The 17,082-nt window shown below is 71.4% G+C and carries 16 protein-coding genes; 3 read left to right on the forward strand and 13 right to left on the reverse strand.

The features are described 5' to 3' along the window. Positions 1 to 2: 2 nt before the first annotated feature. The 7 genes from prcB to ACYVKZ_RS10345 all read right to left on the reverse strand — a co-directional run bounded on the left by prcB (position 3) and on the right by ACYVKZ_RS10345 (position 7,678). A complete protein-coding gene (prcB, locus tag ACYVKZ_RS10315) occupies positions 3 to 812 on the reverse strand; it encodes a proteasome subunit beta (protein ID WP_460992154.1) in 810 nt (269 codons plus the stop codon). 7 nt (positions 813 to 819) lie between these two features. Next, a complete protein-coding gene (locus ACYVKZ_RS10320; protein WP_307007666.1) occupies positions 820 to 1,029 on the reverse strand; it encodes a ubiquitin-like protein Pup in 210 nt (69 codons plus the stop codon). 122 nt (positions 1,030 to 1,151) lie between these two features. Further along, the gene (gene dop, locus ACYVKZ_RS10325; RefSeq protein WP_460992450.1) at positions 1,152 to 2,738 is read right to left on the reverse strand and encodes a depupylase/deamidase Dop; all 1,587 of its coding nucleotides are present in this window, start codon (positions 2,736 to 2,738) and stop codon (positions 1,152 to 1,154) included. A 60-nt stretch (positions 2,739 to 2,798) separates the two neighbouring features. Then, the gene (arc, locus tag ACYVKZ_RS10330) at positions 2,799 to 4,550 is read right to left on the reverse strand and encodes a proteasome ATPase (RefSeq protein WP_460992157.1); all 1,752 of its coding nucleotides are present in this window, start codon (positions 4,548 to 4,550) and stop codon (positions 2,799 to 2,801) included. Between the two features lie 180 nt (positions 4,551 to 4,730). Further along, on the reverse strand, positions 4,731 to 5,735 hold the full coding sequence (locus ACYVKZ_RS10335; protein ID WP_460992159.1) for a tRNA (adenine-N1)-methyltransferase: 1,005 nt from the start codon (positions 5,733 to 5,735) through the stop codon (positions 4,731 to 4,733). A 51-nt stretch (positions 5,736 to 5,786) separates the two neighbouring features. Continuing rightward, entirely contained in the window at positions 5,787 to 6,935 is a 1,149-nt protein-coding gene (locus tag ACYVKZ_RS10340; protein WP_460992161.1) for a site-2 protease family protein, read from the reverse strand. Further along, positions 6,932 to 7,678, reverse strand: a complete 747-nt coding sequence (locus tag ACYVKZ_RS10345) for an HAD family hydrolase (RefSeq protein WP_460992163.1) — start codon at positions 7,676 to 7,678, stop codon at positions 6,932 to 6,934. Before ACYVKZ_RS10345 ends, ACYVKZ_RS10340 begins: the two co-directional genes overlap by 4 nt. Before the next feature lie 58 nt (positions 7,679 to 7,736). Here ACYVKZ_RS10345 and ACYVKZ_RS10350 point away from each other — a divergent pair, with 58 nt between their 5' ends. Beyond that, complete coding sequence (locus tag ACYVKZ_RS10350) at positions 7,737 to 8,639, forward strand: PAC2 family protein (protein WP_307007660.1); 903 nt, start codon at positions 7,737 to 7,739, stop codon at positions 8,637 to 8,639. A 55-nt stretch (positions 8,640 to 8,694) separates the two neighbouring features. Here the strand turns inward: ACYVKZ_RS10350 and mshC are convergent, their stop codons facing one another. From mshC to ACYVKZ_RS10365, 3 genes are all read right to left on the reverse strand, one after another. Beyond that, the gene (mshC, locus tag ACYVKZ_RS10355) at positions 8,695 to 9,972 is read right to left on the reverse strand and encodes a cysteine--1-D-myo-inosityl 2-amino-2-deoxy-alpha-D-glucopyranoside ligase (protein WP_460992165.1); all 1,278 of its coding nucleotides are present in this window, start codon (positions 9,970 to 9,972) and stop codon (positions 8,695 to 8,697) included. A 9-nt stretch (positions 9,973 to 9,981) separates the two neighbouring features. Further along, entirely contained in the window at positions 9,982 to 10,821 is an 840-nt protein-coding gene (locus tag ACYVKZ_RS10360) for an undecaprenyl-diphosphate phosphatase (RefSeq protein WP_460992167.1), read from the reverse strand. 104 nt (positions 10,822 to 10,925) lie between these two features. Further along, on the reverse strand, positions 10,926 to 11,213 hold the full coding sequence (locus ACYVKZ_RS10365; protein ID WP_460992169.1) for a hypothetical protein: 288 nt from the start codon (positions 11,211 to 11,213) through the stop codon (positions 10,926 to 10,928). A gap of 89 nt (positions 11,214 to 11,302) precedes the next feature. Between ACYVKZ_RS10365 and ACYVKZ_RS10370 the strand changes: the two genes are divergently transcribed. Continuing rightward, positions 11,303 to 11,551, forward strand: coding sequence for a DUF5703 family protein (locus ACYVKZ_RS10370; protein WP_066497726.1), 249 nt, complete (start codon positions 11,303 to 11,305; stop codon positions 11,549 to 11,551). Between the two features lie 49 nt (positions 11,552 to 11,600). Here the strand turns inward: ACYVKZ_RS10370 and ACYVKZ_RS10375 are convergent, their stop codons facing one another. Further along, a complete protein-coding gene (locus ACYVKZ_RS10375) occupies positions 11,601 to 12,299 on the reverse strand; it encodes a hypothetical protein (protein ID WP_460992171.1) in 699 nt (232 codons plus the stop codon). A gap of 331 nt (positions 12,300 to 12,630) precedes the next feature. On the opposite strand from ACYVKZ_RS10375, the gene ACYVKZ_RS10380 reads away from it, so the two are divergent. After that, on the forward strand, positions 12,631 to 13,371 hold the full coding sequence (locus ACYVKZ_RS10380) for an AfsR/SARP family transcriptional regulator (RefSeq protein ID WP_460992173.1): 741 nt from the start codon (positions 12,631 to 12,633) through the stop codon (positions 13,369 to 13,371). Between the two features lie 72 nt (positions 13,372 to 13,443). On the opposite strand, the gene ACYVKZ_RS10385 is transcribed toward ACYVKZ_RS10380, so the two are convergent. Next, the gene (locus ACYVKZ_RS10385) at positions 13,444 to 14,637 is read right to left on the reverse strand and encodes a chitinase (protein ID WP_460992175.1); all 1,194 of its coding nucleotides are present in this window, start codon (positions 14,635 to 14,637) and stop codon (positions 13,444 to 13,446) included. A 14-nt stretch (positions 14,638 to 14,651) separates the two neighbouring features. Then, positions 14,652 to 17,045, reverse strand: a complete 2,394-nt coding sequence (locus tag ACYVKZ_RS10390; RefSeq protein WP_460992177.1) for a bifunctional polysaccharide deacetylase/glycosyltransferase family 2 protein — start codon at positions 17,043 to 17,045, stop codon at positions 14,652 to 14,654. Positions 17,046 to 17,082: the final 37 nt, after the last annotated feature.

Below are 17,082 nucleotides of genomic sequence, written 5' to 3' on the forward strand. Positions count from 1 at the left end.
GCTCAGGCCTCCCGTCCAGCGACACTGCGCTCCGCGATGATTCCGCTGGCGATGGCGGCCAGCTGCCGCTCGGCGACGCGCCGGCTCCCGAGGCGCGTGACCGTGTAGACCACGGGCCAGAGCTGCCGGACCGGATCGGGCCCTCCGGTGGCGGAGTCGTCGTCGGCGGCGTCGTAGAGCGCCTCGACGGCGACCCGCACGGCGTCGTCCTCGGCGAGGCCGGGGCGCCAGAGCTTCTTCAGGGCCCCGCGGGCGAAGACCGAGCCGGAGCCGACCGAATGGTGCTCGAGCTCCTCGTAGCGGCCGCCGGTCACGTCGTAGGAGAACAGGCGCCCCGCGGCCGTCTCGAGGTCGAAGCCCGCGAACAGGGGGATGGCAGCCAGCCCCTGGAGGGCCAGAGGGAGGTTGCCGCGCACCATCGCGCCGAGACGCGTCGCCTTGCCCTCGAGGCTCAGGAGGGTCCCCTCGATCTTCTCGTAGTGCTCGAGCTCGACCTGGAACAGGCGGGCGATGTCGATGGCGATGCCCGCCGTCCCCGCGATGCCGAGCACGGAGAAGCGGTCCGCTGGGAACACCTTCTCGATGTGCCGGCTGGCGATCATGCTCCCCATGGTCGCCCGCCGGTCCCCCGCCATGATGACGCCGCCGGCGAACGCGAGGGCCACGATCGTGGTGGCACGCGGGGCAGCCGCCGAGGCGTCGGCCGGCAGGCTCCGGTGGAAGGGGAGGAGGTCCGGCCGGGTCGCTGCCACGTGCTCGGTGAAGGATGAAGTGGCGGCGGACACGACACGCTCGGCGAGGAAGTCGTTCATCTGGGTCCTACTGCCCGCCCTTCTGGACGAACCCCCGCACGAACTCCTCGGCGTTGGTCTCGAGGACGCCGTCGATCTCGTCGAGGAGGTCGTCGACGCCCTGGGTGCTGGCGGTGTCCTGCGCCGCCGCGTCCGGTGCCGCGGGGGCCGGGACGTCGACCTCGACGGCCTCGTCCTCGCCCCGCGGCTGCGTGCTCTTCTGCTCCTGACCGGCCATGGCCGCCTCCTTGCGTCGGGCGCCGTGAGGGCGCCGGGTCTGGATCCTTCTGGTCCCTATACTGTCACCTTTCGGCCGCGTGTCACGGGTGGCGGCCGCGGTGTCGGACGCCCTGCCGCGCCCTACGTCCTGCGCTCCCCGAGCAGGGCCGCGAGGAAGTCCTCGATGCGGGCGTGCTCGTCGAACAGCCCCTGGGTCAGGGCCCTGGTCCCCCGCAGGGGCTCGCGGGTGGGGACCCGCTGGAGCCGGTAGCTTCCGGGGGTCGCGAAGACGACCGAGTCCCAGCTGGCGCTCACCACGGAGCCGGGGAACCGCTTGATGCTCGTGCCCCGGAACCAGGCCCGGGTGTCGGGCGGCGGTTCGGCGACGGCGGCGGTGACGGACCCGGCATCGACCAGGGTCTCGAGCGATCCCCGGGCCGCGAGCCGCAGGGCGATCCCCCGCTCGGGCCGCACGTCCGACCACTGGATGTCCACGAGGCCGAGGCGCGCGTCGCCCCACGCGAGGCCGTCCCGGGTGCGGTAGCCCTCGAGCACCCGCAGCTTCGCGAGCCATTCGACGTAGCCGGCGGCCGCGTCGCGGTCCCCTCCGAGGTCGGTGAGGGCCCGCTCCCAGCGGGCGAGGACCTCGGCGGTGTGCCCGTCGCCGCCGTCGGCGGAGGCAACGCCGGAGTCCGCCGCGAGCTTCGCCGCCGCCTCGAAGTACATCCACTGCAGCTCGAGCCCGGTGACGTGGCGGCCGTCGAGCAGGCGGACCTTCTCCCCCAGGGAGGTGTCGTGGCTGAGCCGGTGGAGGGCGGAGACGGGCTCGTGGACCTCCACCTGCGGTGCCCTGCCGGCCTCGATGAGGCTCAGGACGAGGGCGGTCATGCCGAACTTGAGGTAGTTCGCCACCTGGCTCACGTTGGCGTCCCCGATGATCACGTGGAGCCTGCGGTACTTGTCCGCGACCGCGTGCGGCTCGTCCCGCGTGTTGATGATGGGGCGGCGCATGGTGGTCTCGAGCCCCACCTCGGCCTCGAAGTAGTCGGCCCGCTGGCTGATCTGGTAGCCGGGACCCTTGCCGTCCTGCCCGAGGCCGACGCGCCCGGCGCCGCAGACGAGCTGGCGGGAGACGAAGAACGGGGTCAGCCCCCGGACGAGGTCGGAGAACGGCACCGAGCGCGGCACGAGGTAGTTCTCGTGCGAGCCGTAGGAGGCGCCCTTGCCGTCGGTGTTGTTCTTGTAGAGGTTGATGGGGCCGCGGGCCTGGTCCTCGGCGAGGGTGCGCACCGTGGCGAGGGCCACGGCGTCCCCCGCGACGTCCCAGAGGACGGCATCGCGGGGGTTGGTCACCTCGGGGCTCGAGTACTCGGGGTGGGCATGGTCGACGTACAGGCGGGCCCCGTTCCCTAGCACGAGGTTCATCAGCGCCGGCTCCTGGTCGCCGTCGAGCTCGATCTCCGCGGGCCCGTGGGCCAGTGCCACCGCCTCGGCGGTGAGGACGGGCTCGGCGTCCGTGAGCTGGTCCGGATGGGCCTCCGACCGCGCGACGGAGAAGCCCCGCGCGTCGCGCAGGGGCGTCTCGTCGGTGTAGTCCCACCCGGTCTCGGCGCGGCTCGCCGAGCGGGTCAGCCGCGCGTACGCGGCAATGACCTGCGAGGACAGGTAGGTGGCGTTGGCTCCGGGCGAGTTCGGCGCATGGATGCCGAACTCCGTCTCGGAGCCCATGACGCGCTGGGTTCCCCCGGCCGCGAGGCCGGGGCTCGGGTCGCTGCTCACTGCTCCCCCTTACAGGTACTGGCCCGTGCTGGGGGTCGTCTCGATGGTCCGGCCGGGCTCGGCGCCGCCCTTGCCCTGGACGATGGTCCGGATGTACGTGATGCGCTCGCCCTTCTTGCCCGAGATGCGCGCCCAGTCGTCGGGGTTGGTGGTGTTGGGCATGTCCTCGTGCTCGCGGAATTCGTCGGCCACGGCCCGCAGCAGGTGGTCCATGCGGAGGCCCTTGGCGCCGGTCATGAGCAGTTCCTTGATCGCGGCCTTCTTGGCGCGGTCGACCACGTTCTGGATCACGGCGCCGGAGTTGAAGTCCTTGAAGTAGAGGATCTCTGTGTCCCCATTCGCGTACGTCACCTCGAGGTACTCCGTGGACTTGTCCGTGGCGTACATCGCCTCGACGGTGCGCTGGATCATCGTGGCCACCGTGGCGCCGGGGTCCCCGCCGCACTCGGCGAGGTCCGCCGCGTGGATCGGCAGGTCCTCGGTGAGGTACTTCGAGAAGATGTCGGCGGCGGCCTCGGCGTCCGGGCGGTGGATCTTGATCTTCACGTCGAGCCGGCCCGGGCGGAGGATCGCCGGGTCGATCATGTCCTCGCGGTTGGAGGCGCCGATGACGATCACGTTGTCGAGCCGCTCCACGCCGTCGATCTCGCTGAGCAGCTGCGGCACGATTGTGGTCTCGACATCCGAGGAGACCCCGGTGCCGCGGGTGCGGAACAGGGAGTCCATCTCGTCGAAGAACACCACCACCGGGCTGCCGTCGGAGGCCTTCTCCCGCGCACGCGAGAAGATCAGCCGGATGTGCCGCTCCGTCTCGCCCACGTACTTGTCGAGCAGCTCCGGGCCCTTGATGTTCAGGAAGTAGCTCTTGACGTCCGCGCTGCCGGCGCGCTCCATGGCGCGCGCCGCGAGCGAGTTCGCCACGGCCTTGGCGATGAGGGTCTTCCCGCACCCCGGGGGGCCGTAGAGCAGGATGCCCTTGGGAGCCTTGAGTCCGTGTTCCCGGTAGAGGTCCGGGTGCAGGAACGGCAGCTCGACGGCGTCGCGGATCTGCTCGATCTGCGACGCGAGCCCGCCGATGTCCGCGTAGCTGATGTCCGGCACCTCCTCGAGGACGAGGTTCTCGACCTCCGACCGCGGCACCTTCTCCAGCGCGTACCCGGTCCGGTTGTCCACCGAGACGGCGTCGCCCACGCGGAGCCGCTCGAGCTGGAGGGGGCCCGAGAGCCGCAGCACGCGCTCCTCGTCGCCGCGGCCGATCACGAGCACCCGGTCCTGGCCGAGGAGCTCCTTGATCGTGACGAGCTCGCCGGAGCGCTCGTAGCCGAGCCCGGCAACGACCTCGAAGGCCTCGTTGAGGAGCACCTCCTGGCCCACGCTGAGCTCCGCCAGGCTCACGAGCGGGCTCAGGCCCACGCGCATCTTCCGGCCGCTGGTGACGACGTCGACGCTCTCCTCCGTCACGGCCGCGGACGCGCCGCCGGCGGGGCGCCTGCGGTTGAGCTGGACGATGCTGCCGAAGGAGTACGGGGGCTGGCCCTCATGCTCGAGGGCGGCCTTGAGGCGCACGATCTCCGCCTTGGCGGTCTTGAGCATCTCCGTCATGCGGGAATTGTTGCCCGTGGCGGCGGCGAGCTGACGGTCGACGGCGCGCAGCTTGTCCCGCAGCACGTTGATCTGGCGCTCGGCAATGCTCAGCTGCTCAGCCGGGGCCGACGGGGGCACCGCCTCGGGGCCGGTGCCGGGCTGTCCGTTCTCCACCATCGCAACCACGTCCTCTTCGATCCGTGCCGCCCATGCGGGCTGCCGGGGCGCCCGGCGCGGACGCCGGAGCCACTCCCCTCTTGCATCGACACTAGCGCGGCATGCACCTCACGTACCCCACCGACGGGCCTTGGAAACCGAACAGTTACATGGCGGTTCCGCAGCGTGGAAACGGGGTGGTCAGGACTCGGGGCTGCCGGCCCGGGCGTCCCGGGCGACGCGCCGGAGGCGCCGATCGGAGACCGTCTTCTCGCCGACCGACTCCGGCGTCCAGGCGTTGAGGTCCTCCTCGCTGAACTCCGCCTTGTTGCGCTTCTTGCGCACGAGCGGGGCGACGCCCTCGGCGAGGCGGCGGGTGGTCAGGAGGAAGCCGGTGTGGCCGACCATGCGGTGCTCGGGGCGGACTGCGAGGCCCTCGAGGTGCCATCCGCGCACCATCGATTCCCAGGCGTCCGGCTCGGTGAAGCGGCCGTCGGCGCGGATCGCCTCCGCGGTGCGGGAGAGCTGGGTCGCGGTGGCGACGTAGTTGATCCAGACCCCACCCGGGGCCAGGACGGTGGCGACGGCCTCGAGGCACTCCCACGGTGCCAGCATGTCCAGGACCACCCGGTCGACGCTGCCGGGCTCCTCCGCGGCGACGACCTCGTCCTGGAAGTCGCCGAGCGAGATCCGCCACGCCGGGTGCGGGCCGCCGAAGATGGTCTCGACGTTCCCGCGGGCGATGTCCGCGAACTCCTGCCGGCGCTCGAACGAGTGGAGGTAGCCGCGGTCGCCCACCGCCCGCAGGAGCGAGATCGACAGGGCCCCGGACCCGACGCCGGCCTCGACCACGCGCGCGCCGGGGAAGATGTCCGCCATCGTGACGATCTGGCCGGCGTCCTTGGGGTACACCACCGCGGCGCCGCGCGGCATCGACAGCACGAAGTCGGACAGGAGCGGGCGCAGCGCCTGGTACTGGTGGCCTGCGGTGTTCGTCACGACGGAGCCGTCCGGCCTGCCGATGATCTCGGAGTGGTTGAGGAAGCCCTTGTGCGTGTGGAAGGCGCCGCCCTCGGCGAGGGTGATGGTGTTCATCCGCCCGCGCTCGTCGGTCAGCTGCACGCGCTCCCCGGCGCGGAAGGGGCCTCGTCGGTACGCCGCACCGGTGGGTCCGTCCGCCGCGGCGGGCTGGGCGCTCAAGCTCATGGGGGTCCTCTCTGGTCCCGCCGCGTCGCGGCGGAACGGTGAAATGGGCTGCTACCTGGCCGGCCGCAGGGGCCGGCCGGAGATCACGGCGACGACGTCGCGCTGGCTCAGGAGCCCGGTGACCCGGCCGGCCGCGTCGACCACGGCGTACTCCGTGCCGGCGAGCTGCGCGAGGTACTGGATGAGCTCCTGGCCCGCCGCGGAGTCCGGGACGTAGGCGCCCGGGGCGAGGGCATAGCCGACGGCGGTCACCGGCGTCGTCGCCCTCGCGGGGGCGGGCACGCGCTCGATCGCCGACGGATCGACGACCCCCTGCGGCTTGCCGTCGGGTGAGCAGAGCACGACGGCGACGCCGGCCTCCGCGCCGGCCCGCACGGCCTCGTCGACGCTGGCGAAATTGGGGATCCCCACGGCCGGGCGCGCGAGGCGTCCGGCGACCACCTCGGGCAGGCGCGAGCGGAACCCGGCGTGCCGGATCGACGCGGAGGCGCCCTGCCAGAGGAAGACGGCGACGAGGAGGGTCACCATGGTGAAGGGCAGGTCGAGCTGCTGCCCCTGGGCGAGCGGCACCACGACTGCGAGGAAGACGATCCCCGCGACGATCGCGCGGCCGGTCCAGCCTGCGGCGATGGTGCCCTTCTCCTGCGAACCCGTGGCCTTCCAGACGGCGCTCTCGACGATGCGGCCGCCGTCGAGCGGCAGGCCCGGGAGCACGTTGAAGACGGCGATGAGGAAGTTCGCCCACATGAAGATGTTCACGAGGATGTCCGCGACGCCGGTGAGGTGGACGCCGAAGACGATCAGCCACGCGGCGCCCGCCAGCACGAAGTTCGCGGCGGGGCCGGCGAGGGCCACGGCGACCGAGCGCGCCGGCGTGGCGGTGAAGGCCTCGAACTGTGTGTGGCCGCCCCAGAGGTTGAGCACGATCTTCTGGCTGGGCCAGCCGAACGCGCGGGCCGTGAGGGCGTGGGCGAGCTCGTGGACGAGGACGGACAGCAGGAGGAGGACCGAGTAGGCGAAGGCCACGAGGTACGCGCCGATCCCGAGCTGCGGCTGGCGCAGCTGGAGCGTGGGGCCGTAGACGATGACCGTGAAGGCCGCGATGACGAACCAGGAGTAGGCGAGGACCACGGGCACGCCGGCGATCCGGCCGAGCGGGATTCCCTCGCGCCGGCCCCCGGACTCGTGGCTGCCGCTCATGCCGCACCGCCGGCCGTGGTGCCGGCAAGGGAGGCCGCCAGGGCCGCGGCGAGGTCGCGCGGTGTCCGTCCGGCGAGCGTCTCCCAGTGCGCCACCCCGAGGTGGACGGGCACGGCGAGGGCGTTCGGCACGACGACGGTGGCGAGTCCGGCGGCGTTGGAGGAGGTGGCGCCGGGGGTCGAGTCCTCGACGGCGAGGCACTCGGTCAGCGCGAGCCCCGGGAGGCCCTGCGCGAGCAGTTCGACGCCCCGGACGTAGGGCTCCGGGTCGGGCTTGCCGCGGCTCACCGAGTCGCCGGTGACGATGGCGGAGAACGTCCCCTCCGGGAGGTGGTCGACGATGCGGTGCGCCATGGGCTTCTCGGACATCGTCACGAGGGCGCAGTGGACGCCCTCGGCCCGCAGCGCCGCGAGGAGCTCCCGCGCGCCGGGACGCCACGGCACGGCTGCCCCGAGCTGCTCGACGACGCGCCCGGTGAGGGCGTCGATGATCTCGCGCACGCCCATCTGCACCCCGCCCTCCTGGAGCATGCGCGCGGAGGTGGTCAGTGCCTGGCCCACAAGCCGCATCGCCTGCTCGTGGGTCCACTCCCCGCCGAAGTGCTCGACGAGCTCGCGCTCCGCGGTGATCCAGTACGGCTCGGTGTCCACGAGCGTGCCGTCCATGTCCCACAGGACGGCTCGCAGCGGCTCGACACTGCCGAGGGCAGGGCTGGTGGCGGGATTCTCGGCCGGCAGACGCATATGCACCAGTCTAGGGTGCCGGCCGGGCCCGCACGGGCGCGCGCGTTAGTCTGGACCGATGAACGAGTTCGACGCCGATGCCCCGGCTCCCCACCCCGGCCTCTTCCCGGTTCCTGCCGAGGGCGAGCGGGTCACGGTGATGCTGGCCGCGTTCGAGGGCTGGAACGACGCCGGCGAGGCCGCGAGCGATGCGCTGCGCTACCTCCGGCGCGCCTTCGGGGCCCAGCGCGTCGGCTCGATCGACGCCGACGACTTCTACGACTTCCAGTTCACCCGGCCCACCGTGCGCCAGACCGGCTCGGGGCGCCGGCGGATCAAGTGGCCCACCACGAAGATCTCGACGGCGCGCGTGGAGGGCCATCCGGTGGACCTGGTGTTCGTCCAGGGCACCGAGCCCTCGTACCGCTGGCGGGCGTTCACGGACGAGCTGGTGGAGTACCTCGACGACCTCGAGGTCGACTACCTGATCGTCCTCGGCGCGCTCCTGGCCGATGTGCCGCACTCGCGGCCGATCCCGGTGACCGCCACCAGCGAGAACGACGACGTGCGCGAGCGCCTCAACCTCGAGGCGTCCCAGTACGAGGGGCCCACCGGAATCGTGGGCGTCTTCGCGGACGCCGCGGACCACCACGGGACCCCGACCGTGTCCGTGTGGGCGGCAGTCCCCCACTACGTGGCGCAGGCCCCCTCCCCGAAGGCCCAGCTCGCGATCCTGCACCGGATCGAGGAGCTGCTCCAGATCCCGCTCGACACGAACGAGCTCGCGGAGGACGCCGAGGCGTGGGAGCGCGGGGTGAACGAGCTCGCCACCGAGGACCCCGAGGTGGCCGCCTACATCCACCAGCTCGAGGAGGCCAAGGACACGGCCGACCTCCCCGAGGCCTCGGGCGAGTCGATCGCCCGCGAGTTCGAGCGCTACCTCAAGCGGCGCGGCAAGGACAACCCGCCGGCCGGCGGCTGAGGCCGGCTCCCCCGGCTGAGGCGGCCCAGTCGCGGCCGCCCCAGCTGCGGTCGGCCTAACCGAGGTCGACGCCGAGCAGCGCGTCGATCGCGGCGGCGGCCAGCGCGCCGTCGTCCGCGCTCGCGGAGCTGCCGGCGAGCGAGTCCTCGGCCCACTTGTCCACGGCGGCGAGGGCGCGCGGCGCGTCGAGGTCATCGGTGAGCGCGCCCCGGATCTCGCCCAGCAGGGGTTCCGCCGAGCCGGGCAGGGCACGGGCGACGGCGCGGCGCCAGGTCTCGAGCCGGCGCACCGAGGCGTCGAGCAGCTCGCCCGTCCACTCCCAGTCGGAGCGGTAGTGGTTGGCGAGGACCGCCAGCCGGATGGCTGCGGACTCGACGCCGGCGGCCCGCAGGGTGGAGACGATCACGAGGTTCCCGCGCGACTTGCTCATCTTCTCGCCGTCCAGGCCCACCATGCCGGTGTGGGCGAAGTGCCGCGCGAGCGGCACGTGGTGGAGGCTCCACGCGTGCCCGGCGCCCATCTCGTGGTGCGGGAAGGCGAGGTCGGAGCCGCCGCCCTGCACGGTGAAAGGGGCGGGCAGGAACTTCTGGGCGATCACGGTGCACTCGATGTGCCAGCCGGGACGGCCGGGGCCGAGGGTCCCGCCGTCCCAGTGGGGCTCGCCGAGCCTGGCCTCGCGCCAGAGGATCGGGTCGAGGGGGCTGTGCTTGCCGGGCCGCTCCGGGTCGCCGCCGCGCTCGCCGAAGATCTCGATCATCTCGGCCACCGTCAGGTGGGAGACCTCGCCGAGGCGCCACGCATCGGGGCTGTCGGCGCGGCGCGTCGCCTCGGTCACGTCGTAGTAGACGTCGCTGTCGGGCTCGCCCTCTGCGCCGGCGAGCTGGTAGGCGAGGCCCTCCGCGAGGAGCCGCTCGACCTCGGGGACGATCCACGGGATCGACTCAACGGCCCCGACGTAGTGGTCGGGGGCCAGGACGCGCAGGGCCTCCATGTCCGACTGGAAGAGGTTGATCTGCTGGTGGGCGAGGGTGCGCCAGTCCACGCCCGTCGCGTCTGCGCGCTCGAGGAGCGGGTCGTCGACGTCGGTGGTGTTCTGCACGTAGGCGACGGTGCTGCCTGCGTCGCGCCAGATGCGGTTGAGGAGGTCGAACGCGAGGTAGGTGGAGGCGTGGCCGAGGTGGGTCGCGTCGTAGGGGGTGATCCCGCACACGTACATCGATTGCTGAGGGGCCGTCGGAATCTCCACGGTGTCCCGCAGCCGCGTGTCGAAGAGCCGGACCGGGCCGGCCGAGCCGGGCAGCTGTGGGACGGGTGTCTGCCTCCAGGTTTTCACCTGACCACTCTAGTGCCCGGCCGTGATGACCCCGAATCCGAGCAGCACGTAGAGGGCCGCGCCCAGGCCGATGCGGTACCAGACGAAGAGCCGGTAGGAGTTGTTCGAGACGTACTTGAGGAACCAGCCGATGATGACGTAGCCGACCACGAAGGCCACCACGGTCGCGACGGCCGTCTCCCCGAGCCCGTACGGGCCGCCGTCGAACCCGCCCTTGAGCGACTTGAACAGCTGGTACAGGCCTGAGCCGAACACCGCGGGGATCGCGAGCAGGAAGGAGTAGCGGGCCGCGGCCTCGCGCGTGTAGCCCATCGAGAGGCCCGCCGTGATGGTGCCGCCCGAGCGGGAGACGCCGGGGATGAGGGCGAGGGCCTGGGCGAAGCCGTAGGCGATGCCGTGCCGGGTGCTGAGGTGGTCGAGGGTGCGGGCGTGCCGGCCGAGGGCGTCGGCCACGGCGAGGATGAGGCCGAACACGATCAGCGTGGTGGCCGTGATCCACAGGGAGCGGAGCACCGTCTCGATCTGGTCCTGGAACAGGAGCCCGAGCACCACGATCGGGATGCTCCCGAGGATCACGAGCCATCCCATCCGGGCGTCCGGGTCGCTGCGCGGCACCCGCCCGTTCAGCGAGCGGCCCCAGGCCCCGATGATCCTGACGATGTCCCGCCAGAAGTAGATGATGACCGCGGTCTCCGTGCCCAGCTGGGTGATCGCCGTGAAGGCCGCGCCGGGATCCTGGGCATTGGGCAGGAACTCCCCCACGATCCTGAGGTGGGCGCTGGAGGACACGGGGAGGAATTCCGTCAGACCCTGGACGAGCCCGAGGAACGCGGCTTCGAGGAGATTCACGCGTGCCACTCTACGTGGACACCCGCACCTTGCTGGGAATTCCCTGACAGCGGTGTCCCGGGGCTCAGCCGAGCGCGGCGGCGTGGCGGGTCGTCCGGGCCGCCCTACTCCTCCGCCTCGTCGTCGTCCTCGTCCTCTTCGTCATCGCCGTCATCGCCGTCATCGTCGTCGTCGTCATCATCGTCGTCGTCCGAGTCGAGGAGGTCGAGCGGCAGATCCTCGCCGTATGAGTCGTAGAGGGCGTCGGAGTACGCCTCGAAGGCGTCGGCGACCGCGAAGAAGGCGGCCTCGACCGCGGGGTCGTCGTCGCCGCGCCGCGAGGCTGCCGCGACGAGGTGCTCCTCCAATGCAGCCGTGAGCGAACCGAGGGCCACGCGCGGATCAATGCTCATGGTGCAACGGTAGTCTGAAACCATTGGGCGCGCCTAGGTACCCGGTCGGGCACCGGCGGGCGCGGCAGCAGCATGAGGAAGCGAGGGCCATGAAGGAGCGGATCCTCTCCACAACGCAGTCGCTCGCCGCGGGGGGCCGCCCCGCGGGACCGGGGCGGCAGTACGAGTACCTGGTCCTCTCGGTGGGGCCGGGAGACTCGCTCGCGGACGCCCGCCAGCGGGTGCGCGAGCACTCCGAGTACGGCCGCTGGGAGCTCGAGCGGAGCCGCCTGTACATGGGCGGGGGCCGTCAGTACTGGCTCCGCCGCAAAGTGATGCTGGTCGAGCGGACGGCGTAGCCGGGGCCCCCGGCACGTGCCGTCGGCTCTCGGAGCCCGGCGCGCGCTGTCACGAATGCGGGGCGACGTAGGGCAGCGGCACGTTGATCTTCCCGTGGTTGCGGGGAACGGTGATCCCGGGGGCCAGCGCATCGATCGTCCGGTCCGCATGGTCCAGGGCCGCGAGCACTCTGGCATAGTCGGTCTCGGAGTGGGTCACGTGCCAGGCATCGGCGGCCGTCTGGAACTCGCCCAGATCGCCCATGATCACGCTCCAGTCGTCCACCGGCTGGGGCTCGTTCCCGCCGTAGGCGTCGGCTGCGTCGCCGAACGCCGTCTGGGCGGTGGAGACCAAACCGCCCTGGCTCATGATGTTCCACCACAGCTCGTACCTGTCCGTCTGCTGCGCGAGCAGATACTGGTGGCCCTGATCGAGGCGGTCCCTGTACCAGTTGGCGCTCGTCTTCAGGATCGCGACCGCGCGGGCCGCCGGGCTCTGGAACTGGGACGGATCCGTGAGCGGCCCAACGGCGGCAGGGGCAGAGGTGTCCGTCGCGCTGGGTGAATCAGCCGACGTCGCCGACGGGCTCACCGCAGAGGCCGACGCCACGGGAGTGGGCTCGCCCTCTGCGCCGGGCCCGGTCGGGAGCGGCTGCGGCGTCCCGCACGCGGCAATGCCGAGGGAGCCTGCGAGAGCAGCGGCCAGCAGGCCGGCGCGCAGGGCGGAGGGCGGCCCGTTGGATACCGTGCCGGAGCGGCGCTTCCCCATGCAGACCTCCCTGGAACTGGCGTCCGGTGGACAGATAGTGCGCGCCCTCCCGGGGCGAGGTCAAGGGCCTTTCGCAGCCCTTCCGGGCGGCAGATCCGACCCGAGTAGTCGGCCGCGCGCGGGTGCGTACCGTTCGAGTAGTGGCCGCCCAGCAGCCCCCGCCCATTCGCGTGGACACCACTCGTGACCGCGGCGGAGCGGCGGTTGTCTACTGGAGCCGGGCCCCGAGTTTCACACACGGATGTGATGCGGGAACGGAGGGCCCGACGAGCCCGGGACGGCACCGGCCGACCTGGCTCCCGTGCTAGTCGGCGAAGGGGGTCGAGCATCCATGGTGGCGTGGGAACTGCATCTCTTGGGGTCCTGGGAGCTGCTCAGGGACGGCACTCCGCTGCCGATCGGCAGGCGCCAGCAGCGGCTCGTCGCCTCGCTGGCACTCATGGGCAGCCGCCCCCGCAGCTATCTCGCGGGGCTGCTGTGGCCCGAGAGCAGCGAGCACCAGGCCGCGGGCAATCTCAGGTCCTCCGTCTTCAAGCTCCGCCACCAGCTGCCGGACCTGCTGGACCGCAGCCTTGACCCGCTCCGGCTCGCCGACGGCATCATCGTCGATCTCGACCGGCTCCGCTGGGTGGCCCAGAAGGCGCTCTCTGGCGGCCTGCCGGGACCGGGCGCCGAGGACCTCCTCTTCGGCTCCGAGCTGCTGCCGGGGTGGTACGACGACTGGGTCATGTACGAACAGGAGCGTCTCCGCGGGCTGCGGGTGCTGGCGCTCGAGGCGATCGCCAGGAGCCATCTCGCAACGGGCAACTACGAGGCTGCGATCTCGGCCGCCCGGTATGCGGCCGCGCTCGAGCCGCTGCGCGAGTCGGCGCACAAGCTCATCAGCCGCGCCCAGACCGACAGCGGGAGCCGCGCGGACGCCCAGCGCACCCTGCTCGAGTTCCGGCGCAGGCTGTGGACCGAGATGGGAGTGGCCCCTGCCGAGCGGCAGGTGGTCAACCGCGGCCCGGCCGCCGCGCGCCCCCAGGCCGGATGGGCCGCGAGGGCAGGTGCCTCCCGTACCGAACGGTGAGTGCCGCCTCTGAAGCACGACGACGGCCGGTGCCTTCCCCGCGGAGGGCGCCGGCCGTCGTCGTGCTCCTTGTCAGGAGGACGCGGCAGCCGCGGGCGCTGAGGGCAGGAGGCCGGAGGAGAGCGCCGCTGCGAAGGCACCGCTGCTATGGGCCACGCCGCTGCAGGTGTCCGCGGCCTCGGGCGCGCCGGTGCCGTCCTGGCTCGGGCTCTCCCCCGGGGAGCAGGGGCGGTCCCGGTTGAGGGACCACATGGACAGGCGGGCGATCCCGTGGTCGTGGATGAACTTGTTCAGGCCCTGGGCCGCCTGGAGGTCGAACGTCTCCCCCTGGACGTCGTTGGCTCCGATCATCGGGGTGAGGCCGAGCTTCTGCCAGGCAGCATCCTCCTGGCCCTGCCCCAGACCGAACAGCTGCGCGAGCTGACCGTGCGTGCTGGTGGCAGCCTGGATCGAGGTCGCCAGCATCTTCTGGCCCGACGCGGGGCCCTCGTAGTCCATGGTCATGATGTTCACGCCCGCCACGTCGACGCCTCCGCGGAGCGTCTGGAGGACGACGGCGGACGCTTCGGCGGTCAGCCCCTGGGCCGTGACGGGCAGGGTCAGCCACACCTGGGGCATGCCCGCCGCGCCCACCTCGCCGGCGACCAGGCGCAGGGCCTGGGCGCGCCGTTCGGTCGCGTCGACGTCGGAGAGGTTCTTCGCCTCGATGTCGAAGTCGAGGACATCGGGGGCGTACCGGTCGATCACCTTCTTGTAGGCCTGCGCGAGCGCCTGCGCGTCCGGGCAGGCCCTCGCGAGCTCGTCGCCCGCGGCTCCCCCGAACGAGAGCGCCACGCCGTGTCCCTTCTGCCGCAGCCGGCTCACGCGCTGGTCGAGGTCCAGCTCGGCCGCTGCCCTGTCCAACGAGTACTGGCCGCCCCAGGACGGCTCGCACGGGTTGCCCGGGTCCGCGATGACGAAGGCGAGGACGGCCCTGCCGTCCGAGGTGGTGTCGTCGAAGGGGTAGAGCGGCTTCAGGGTCACGTCGGCATAGCCGCCGAACCACGGAGCGCTGCCGTGGGCGGACGACGAGGGCGAGGGCGACGCGGAGCCGGTTGGCGGTGCCGGGTTCCCCGCTGTCTGGCCGTCCGATGGTTGGGTACCGGCCCCACCGGTGGCGCCGGCCGAGCAGGAGGCGAGCGCCGTGCCCAGCGCCACGGCGGCGGCCAGGAGTTCCAGCTTGAGCAGGAGGAAAGGGGCTCTGGGCCGTGAAGACCGAGGGGCCATGGGTCAGACCGTGCTCATCGGTGGTCCTGGGACATCCTGGGCAGGGCTGCTTCCGTGGACAGCACGGTGGCGACAGCGGGCTTGCCGGCGCGGGGCTTCTCGCGCGCCGGTGCCTGGACGGTCTGGCTCGCCGCCGGCGACGAGGGGACCTGCACACTGTTGGTCCGCTCGGGCCGGTACCAGCCGACCATGCGGCCGCGTGCGGCGTGCAGCAGCGACCCGTAGAGAACGTAGGCCCGCAGCGGCTCGTAGATGAGCCTGTAGACCGGCACCATGAGGAGGTGGCGCGGGCTCTCGCGGACCATGACCACGGCCACGGTGGAGATGACCAGATGGGCCCCCGCCACGAAGGCTGCGAAGATCGCGATCGGCGCCCACTGCCCCTGGGCCAGGATGATGCCCGCCACAATGAAGGTCATGGGCATGAACAACAACGGGATGAGCACCGAGATCAGTGCGTAGGGCATGCTCACGAGTCCCAGCACCCCATACCGGGGGTTGAACAGCATGCGCCGGTGCTTGTACAGCGCCTGGATGTTGCCGTAGGTCCACCGGAGGCGCTGCTTGGCCAGGCCCTTGAGGGTCATCGGCGCCTCCGTCCACGCGACGGCCTTGTTCTCCTGCACAATGCCGTATCCGAGGCCCTGGATGGTCAGGGTGAGGTCGGAGTCCTCGGCCAGCGTGTCATGCGAGTAGCCGCCCGCGCGGACGAGCGCCTCCCGCCGCCAGGCGGCGCAGGCCCCCGGCACGATCGAGATGGCGCCGACGGCGCCCTCGGCCATCCTCGTGACGCAGATGCCCGAGATGTACTCGAGGGCCTGCCAGGCCGTGACAATGTTGTGCCGGTTGCCGACCTTCACGTGGCCGGCGACGGCGCCGAGCGGCTTCTTGTGCGACGGGTCCAGGAAGTGCCGGGCGAACATCCTGATCGTCTTCGGCTCGAAGATCGTGTCGCCGTCGAGCGTGACGATGACCTCGCCGCGGGAGTGGGCAATCCCGTTGTTGCTCGCCGCAGACTTGCCGCCGTTCGGCTGGTCCACCACCCGCAGCTGCGGCCAGGAGCGGGCATACTCCCGCAGGATGGCCAGGGTGCGGTCGGTCGATCCGTCGTTCACTGCCACGACCTCGAAGGCCGGATAGTCGCTGGCCCGGAGCGCATCGAGGGTCTTGGTGACCACGGCTTCCTCGTTGAAGACCGGGAGGATCACGCTCACGAAGGGGAGCTGGGCGTCGGGGAAGGCGTCCCACCGCTTCCGGTGCTGCCGGCCGTTGGAGATGAGGGCGAGGATCACGTACAGGACGGACATGATGCTGAGCGAGCCGATCCCGAACCAGAAGAGCCACGAGATCACGATGTCCGGGACGAGGGTCACCGAGGCCGCGACGGCGACCGTCGTCAGGTCGTCGGCATTGGGCGTGATCTTCTGGGGCAGCTCCTGCGGCGTGAGCAGAGGTGCCAGCGTCGTGAAGGTGTAGCCCTCGGCCTTGGCCTTGGTGATGAAGTCCTTGAGCATGTTGACCGTGGCCTGGCGGTCGCCGCCGCCGTCGTGCATGAGGACCACGTGGCCCCTGCCGTCCAGCTGCGGGGTGGGGACGGGCACGCCCGGAGGGTACGTCCAGTCCTCCGTGTCGAGGTCGAAGTCGACATGGATGTACCCGAGCTGCTGGGCCTGGAGGACCCCGACGGGGTTGCCCTGCGGATTGCCCTCGGGAAGGCGGAAGATGCGCGACGCATAGCCGGTGAGGCCGCGGATGAGATGGTCGTTGCCGATCAGCTGCTCCCGATTGATGACGTCGGGGTTGTCCGAGAAGCTCGCATGCGTGAGGGTGTGGTTCCCGACCATGTGGCCCTCGCGGACCTCCCGCTGGACCAGCTCGGGATAGGTGGACATGTTGTAGCCGACGTTGAAGAAGGTCGCGGGGACCTTCTCCTGGGACAGCAGGTCCAGGAGCGCTGGAGTGTTGCGCGGATCGGGGCCGTCGTCGAACGTGAGGATCAGCTGGTGGTCCTCCGGGACCCCCCAGTTGTCGATGACGTAGTGGCTGTACTCGATAGTGGACGCCTCGTCCGGAGTCGCCTCTCGGAAGATGGTGTTGCTGAAGGGGTCCTTGAGGTAGACGTGCCGGCCGACGCGCTGGACGACCTCGATCCTCTGGAAGATGCCGTTCGGATCTCCGACGACGGGGATGCTCTCCGAATCGTCCTGGGCCAGCAGCTGGCGCGGGTACGACGGGTCGCTGTTCTGGGAGACGGCCCACAGCGGCGCCATGGCACTGGGCAGGATCCACACGAGCGGGACGGTCAGGACGATGAGCACCGTCACGAGGGTGCCCAGCACCCGCGACCACCGGTTTCCGCTCGGGTCGAAGAAGACGGGCTTCCCTGCGCCGGGTTGCGGACGTCTCATGGAGGAACCCCCAAGAAGTAAGGCAGCACGGTTGGAT

Source organism: Sinomonas soli (assembly GCF_054782415.1).

Coding starts and splice junctions, on each gene's coding strand:
- ACYVKZ_RS10380 (WP_460992173.1), top strand. CDS start 12,631: ATGGTGGCGTGGGAACTGCATCTCTTGGGGTCCTGGGAGCTGCTCAGG.
- ACYVKZ_RS10335 (WP_460992159.1), bottom strand. CDS start 5,735: ATGAGCTTGAGCGCCCAGCCCGCCGCGGCGGACGGACCCACCGGTGCG.
- ACYVKZ_RS10340 (WP_460992161.1), bottom strand. CDS start 6,935: ATGAGCGGCAGCCACGAGTCCGGGGGCCGGCGCGAGGGAATCCCGCTC.
- ACYVKZ_RS10375 (WP_460992171.1), bottom strand. CDS start 12,299: ATGGGGAAGCGCCGCTCCGGCACGGTATCCAACGGGCCGCCCTCCGCC.
- ACYVKZ_RS10350 (WP_307007660.1), top strand. CDS start 7,737: ATGAACGAGTTCGACGCCGATGCCCCGGCTCCCCACCCCGGCCTCTTC.
- prcB (WP_460992154.1), bottom strand. CDS start 812: ATGAACGACTTCCTCGCCGAGCGTGTCGTGTCCGCCGCCACTTCATCC.
- ACYVKZ_RS10320 (WP_307007666.1), bottom strand. CDS start 1,029: ATGGCCGGTCAGGAGCAGAAGAGCACGCAGCCGCGGGGCGAGGACGAG.
- ACYVKZ_RS10385 (WP_460992175.1), bottom strand. CDS start 14,637: ATGGCCCCTCGGTCTTCACGGCCCAGAGCCCCTTTCCTCCTGCTCAAG.
- ACYVKZ_RS10390 (WP_460992177.1), bottom strand. CDS start 17,045: ATGAGACGTCCGCAACCCGGCGCAGGGAAGCCCGTCTTCTTCGACCCG.
- ACYVKZ_RS10365 (WP_460992169.1), bottom strand. CDS start 11,213: ATGAGCATTGATCCGCGCGTGGCCCTCGGTTCGCTCACGGCTGCATTG.
- ACYVKZ_RS10370 (WP_066497726.1), top strand. CDS start 11,303: ATGAAGGAGCGGATCCTCTCCACAACGCAGTCGCTCGCCGCGGGGGGC.
- dop (WP_460992450.1), bottom strand. CDS start 2,738: ATGGGCTCCGAGACGGAGTTCGGCATCCATGCGCCGAACTCGCCCGGA.
- arc (WP_460992157.1), bottom strand. CDS start 4,550: ATGGTGGAGAACGGACAGCCCGGCACCGGCCCCGAGGCGGTGCCCCCG.
- ACYVKZ_RS10345 (WP_460992163.1), bottom strand. CDS start 7,678: ATGCGTCTGCCGGCCGAGAATCCCGCCACCAGCCCTGCCCTCGGCAGT.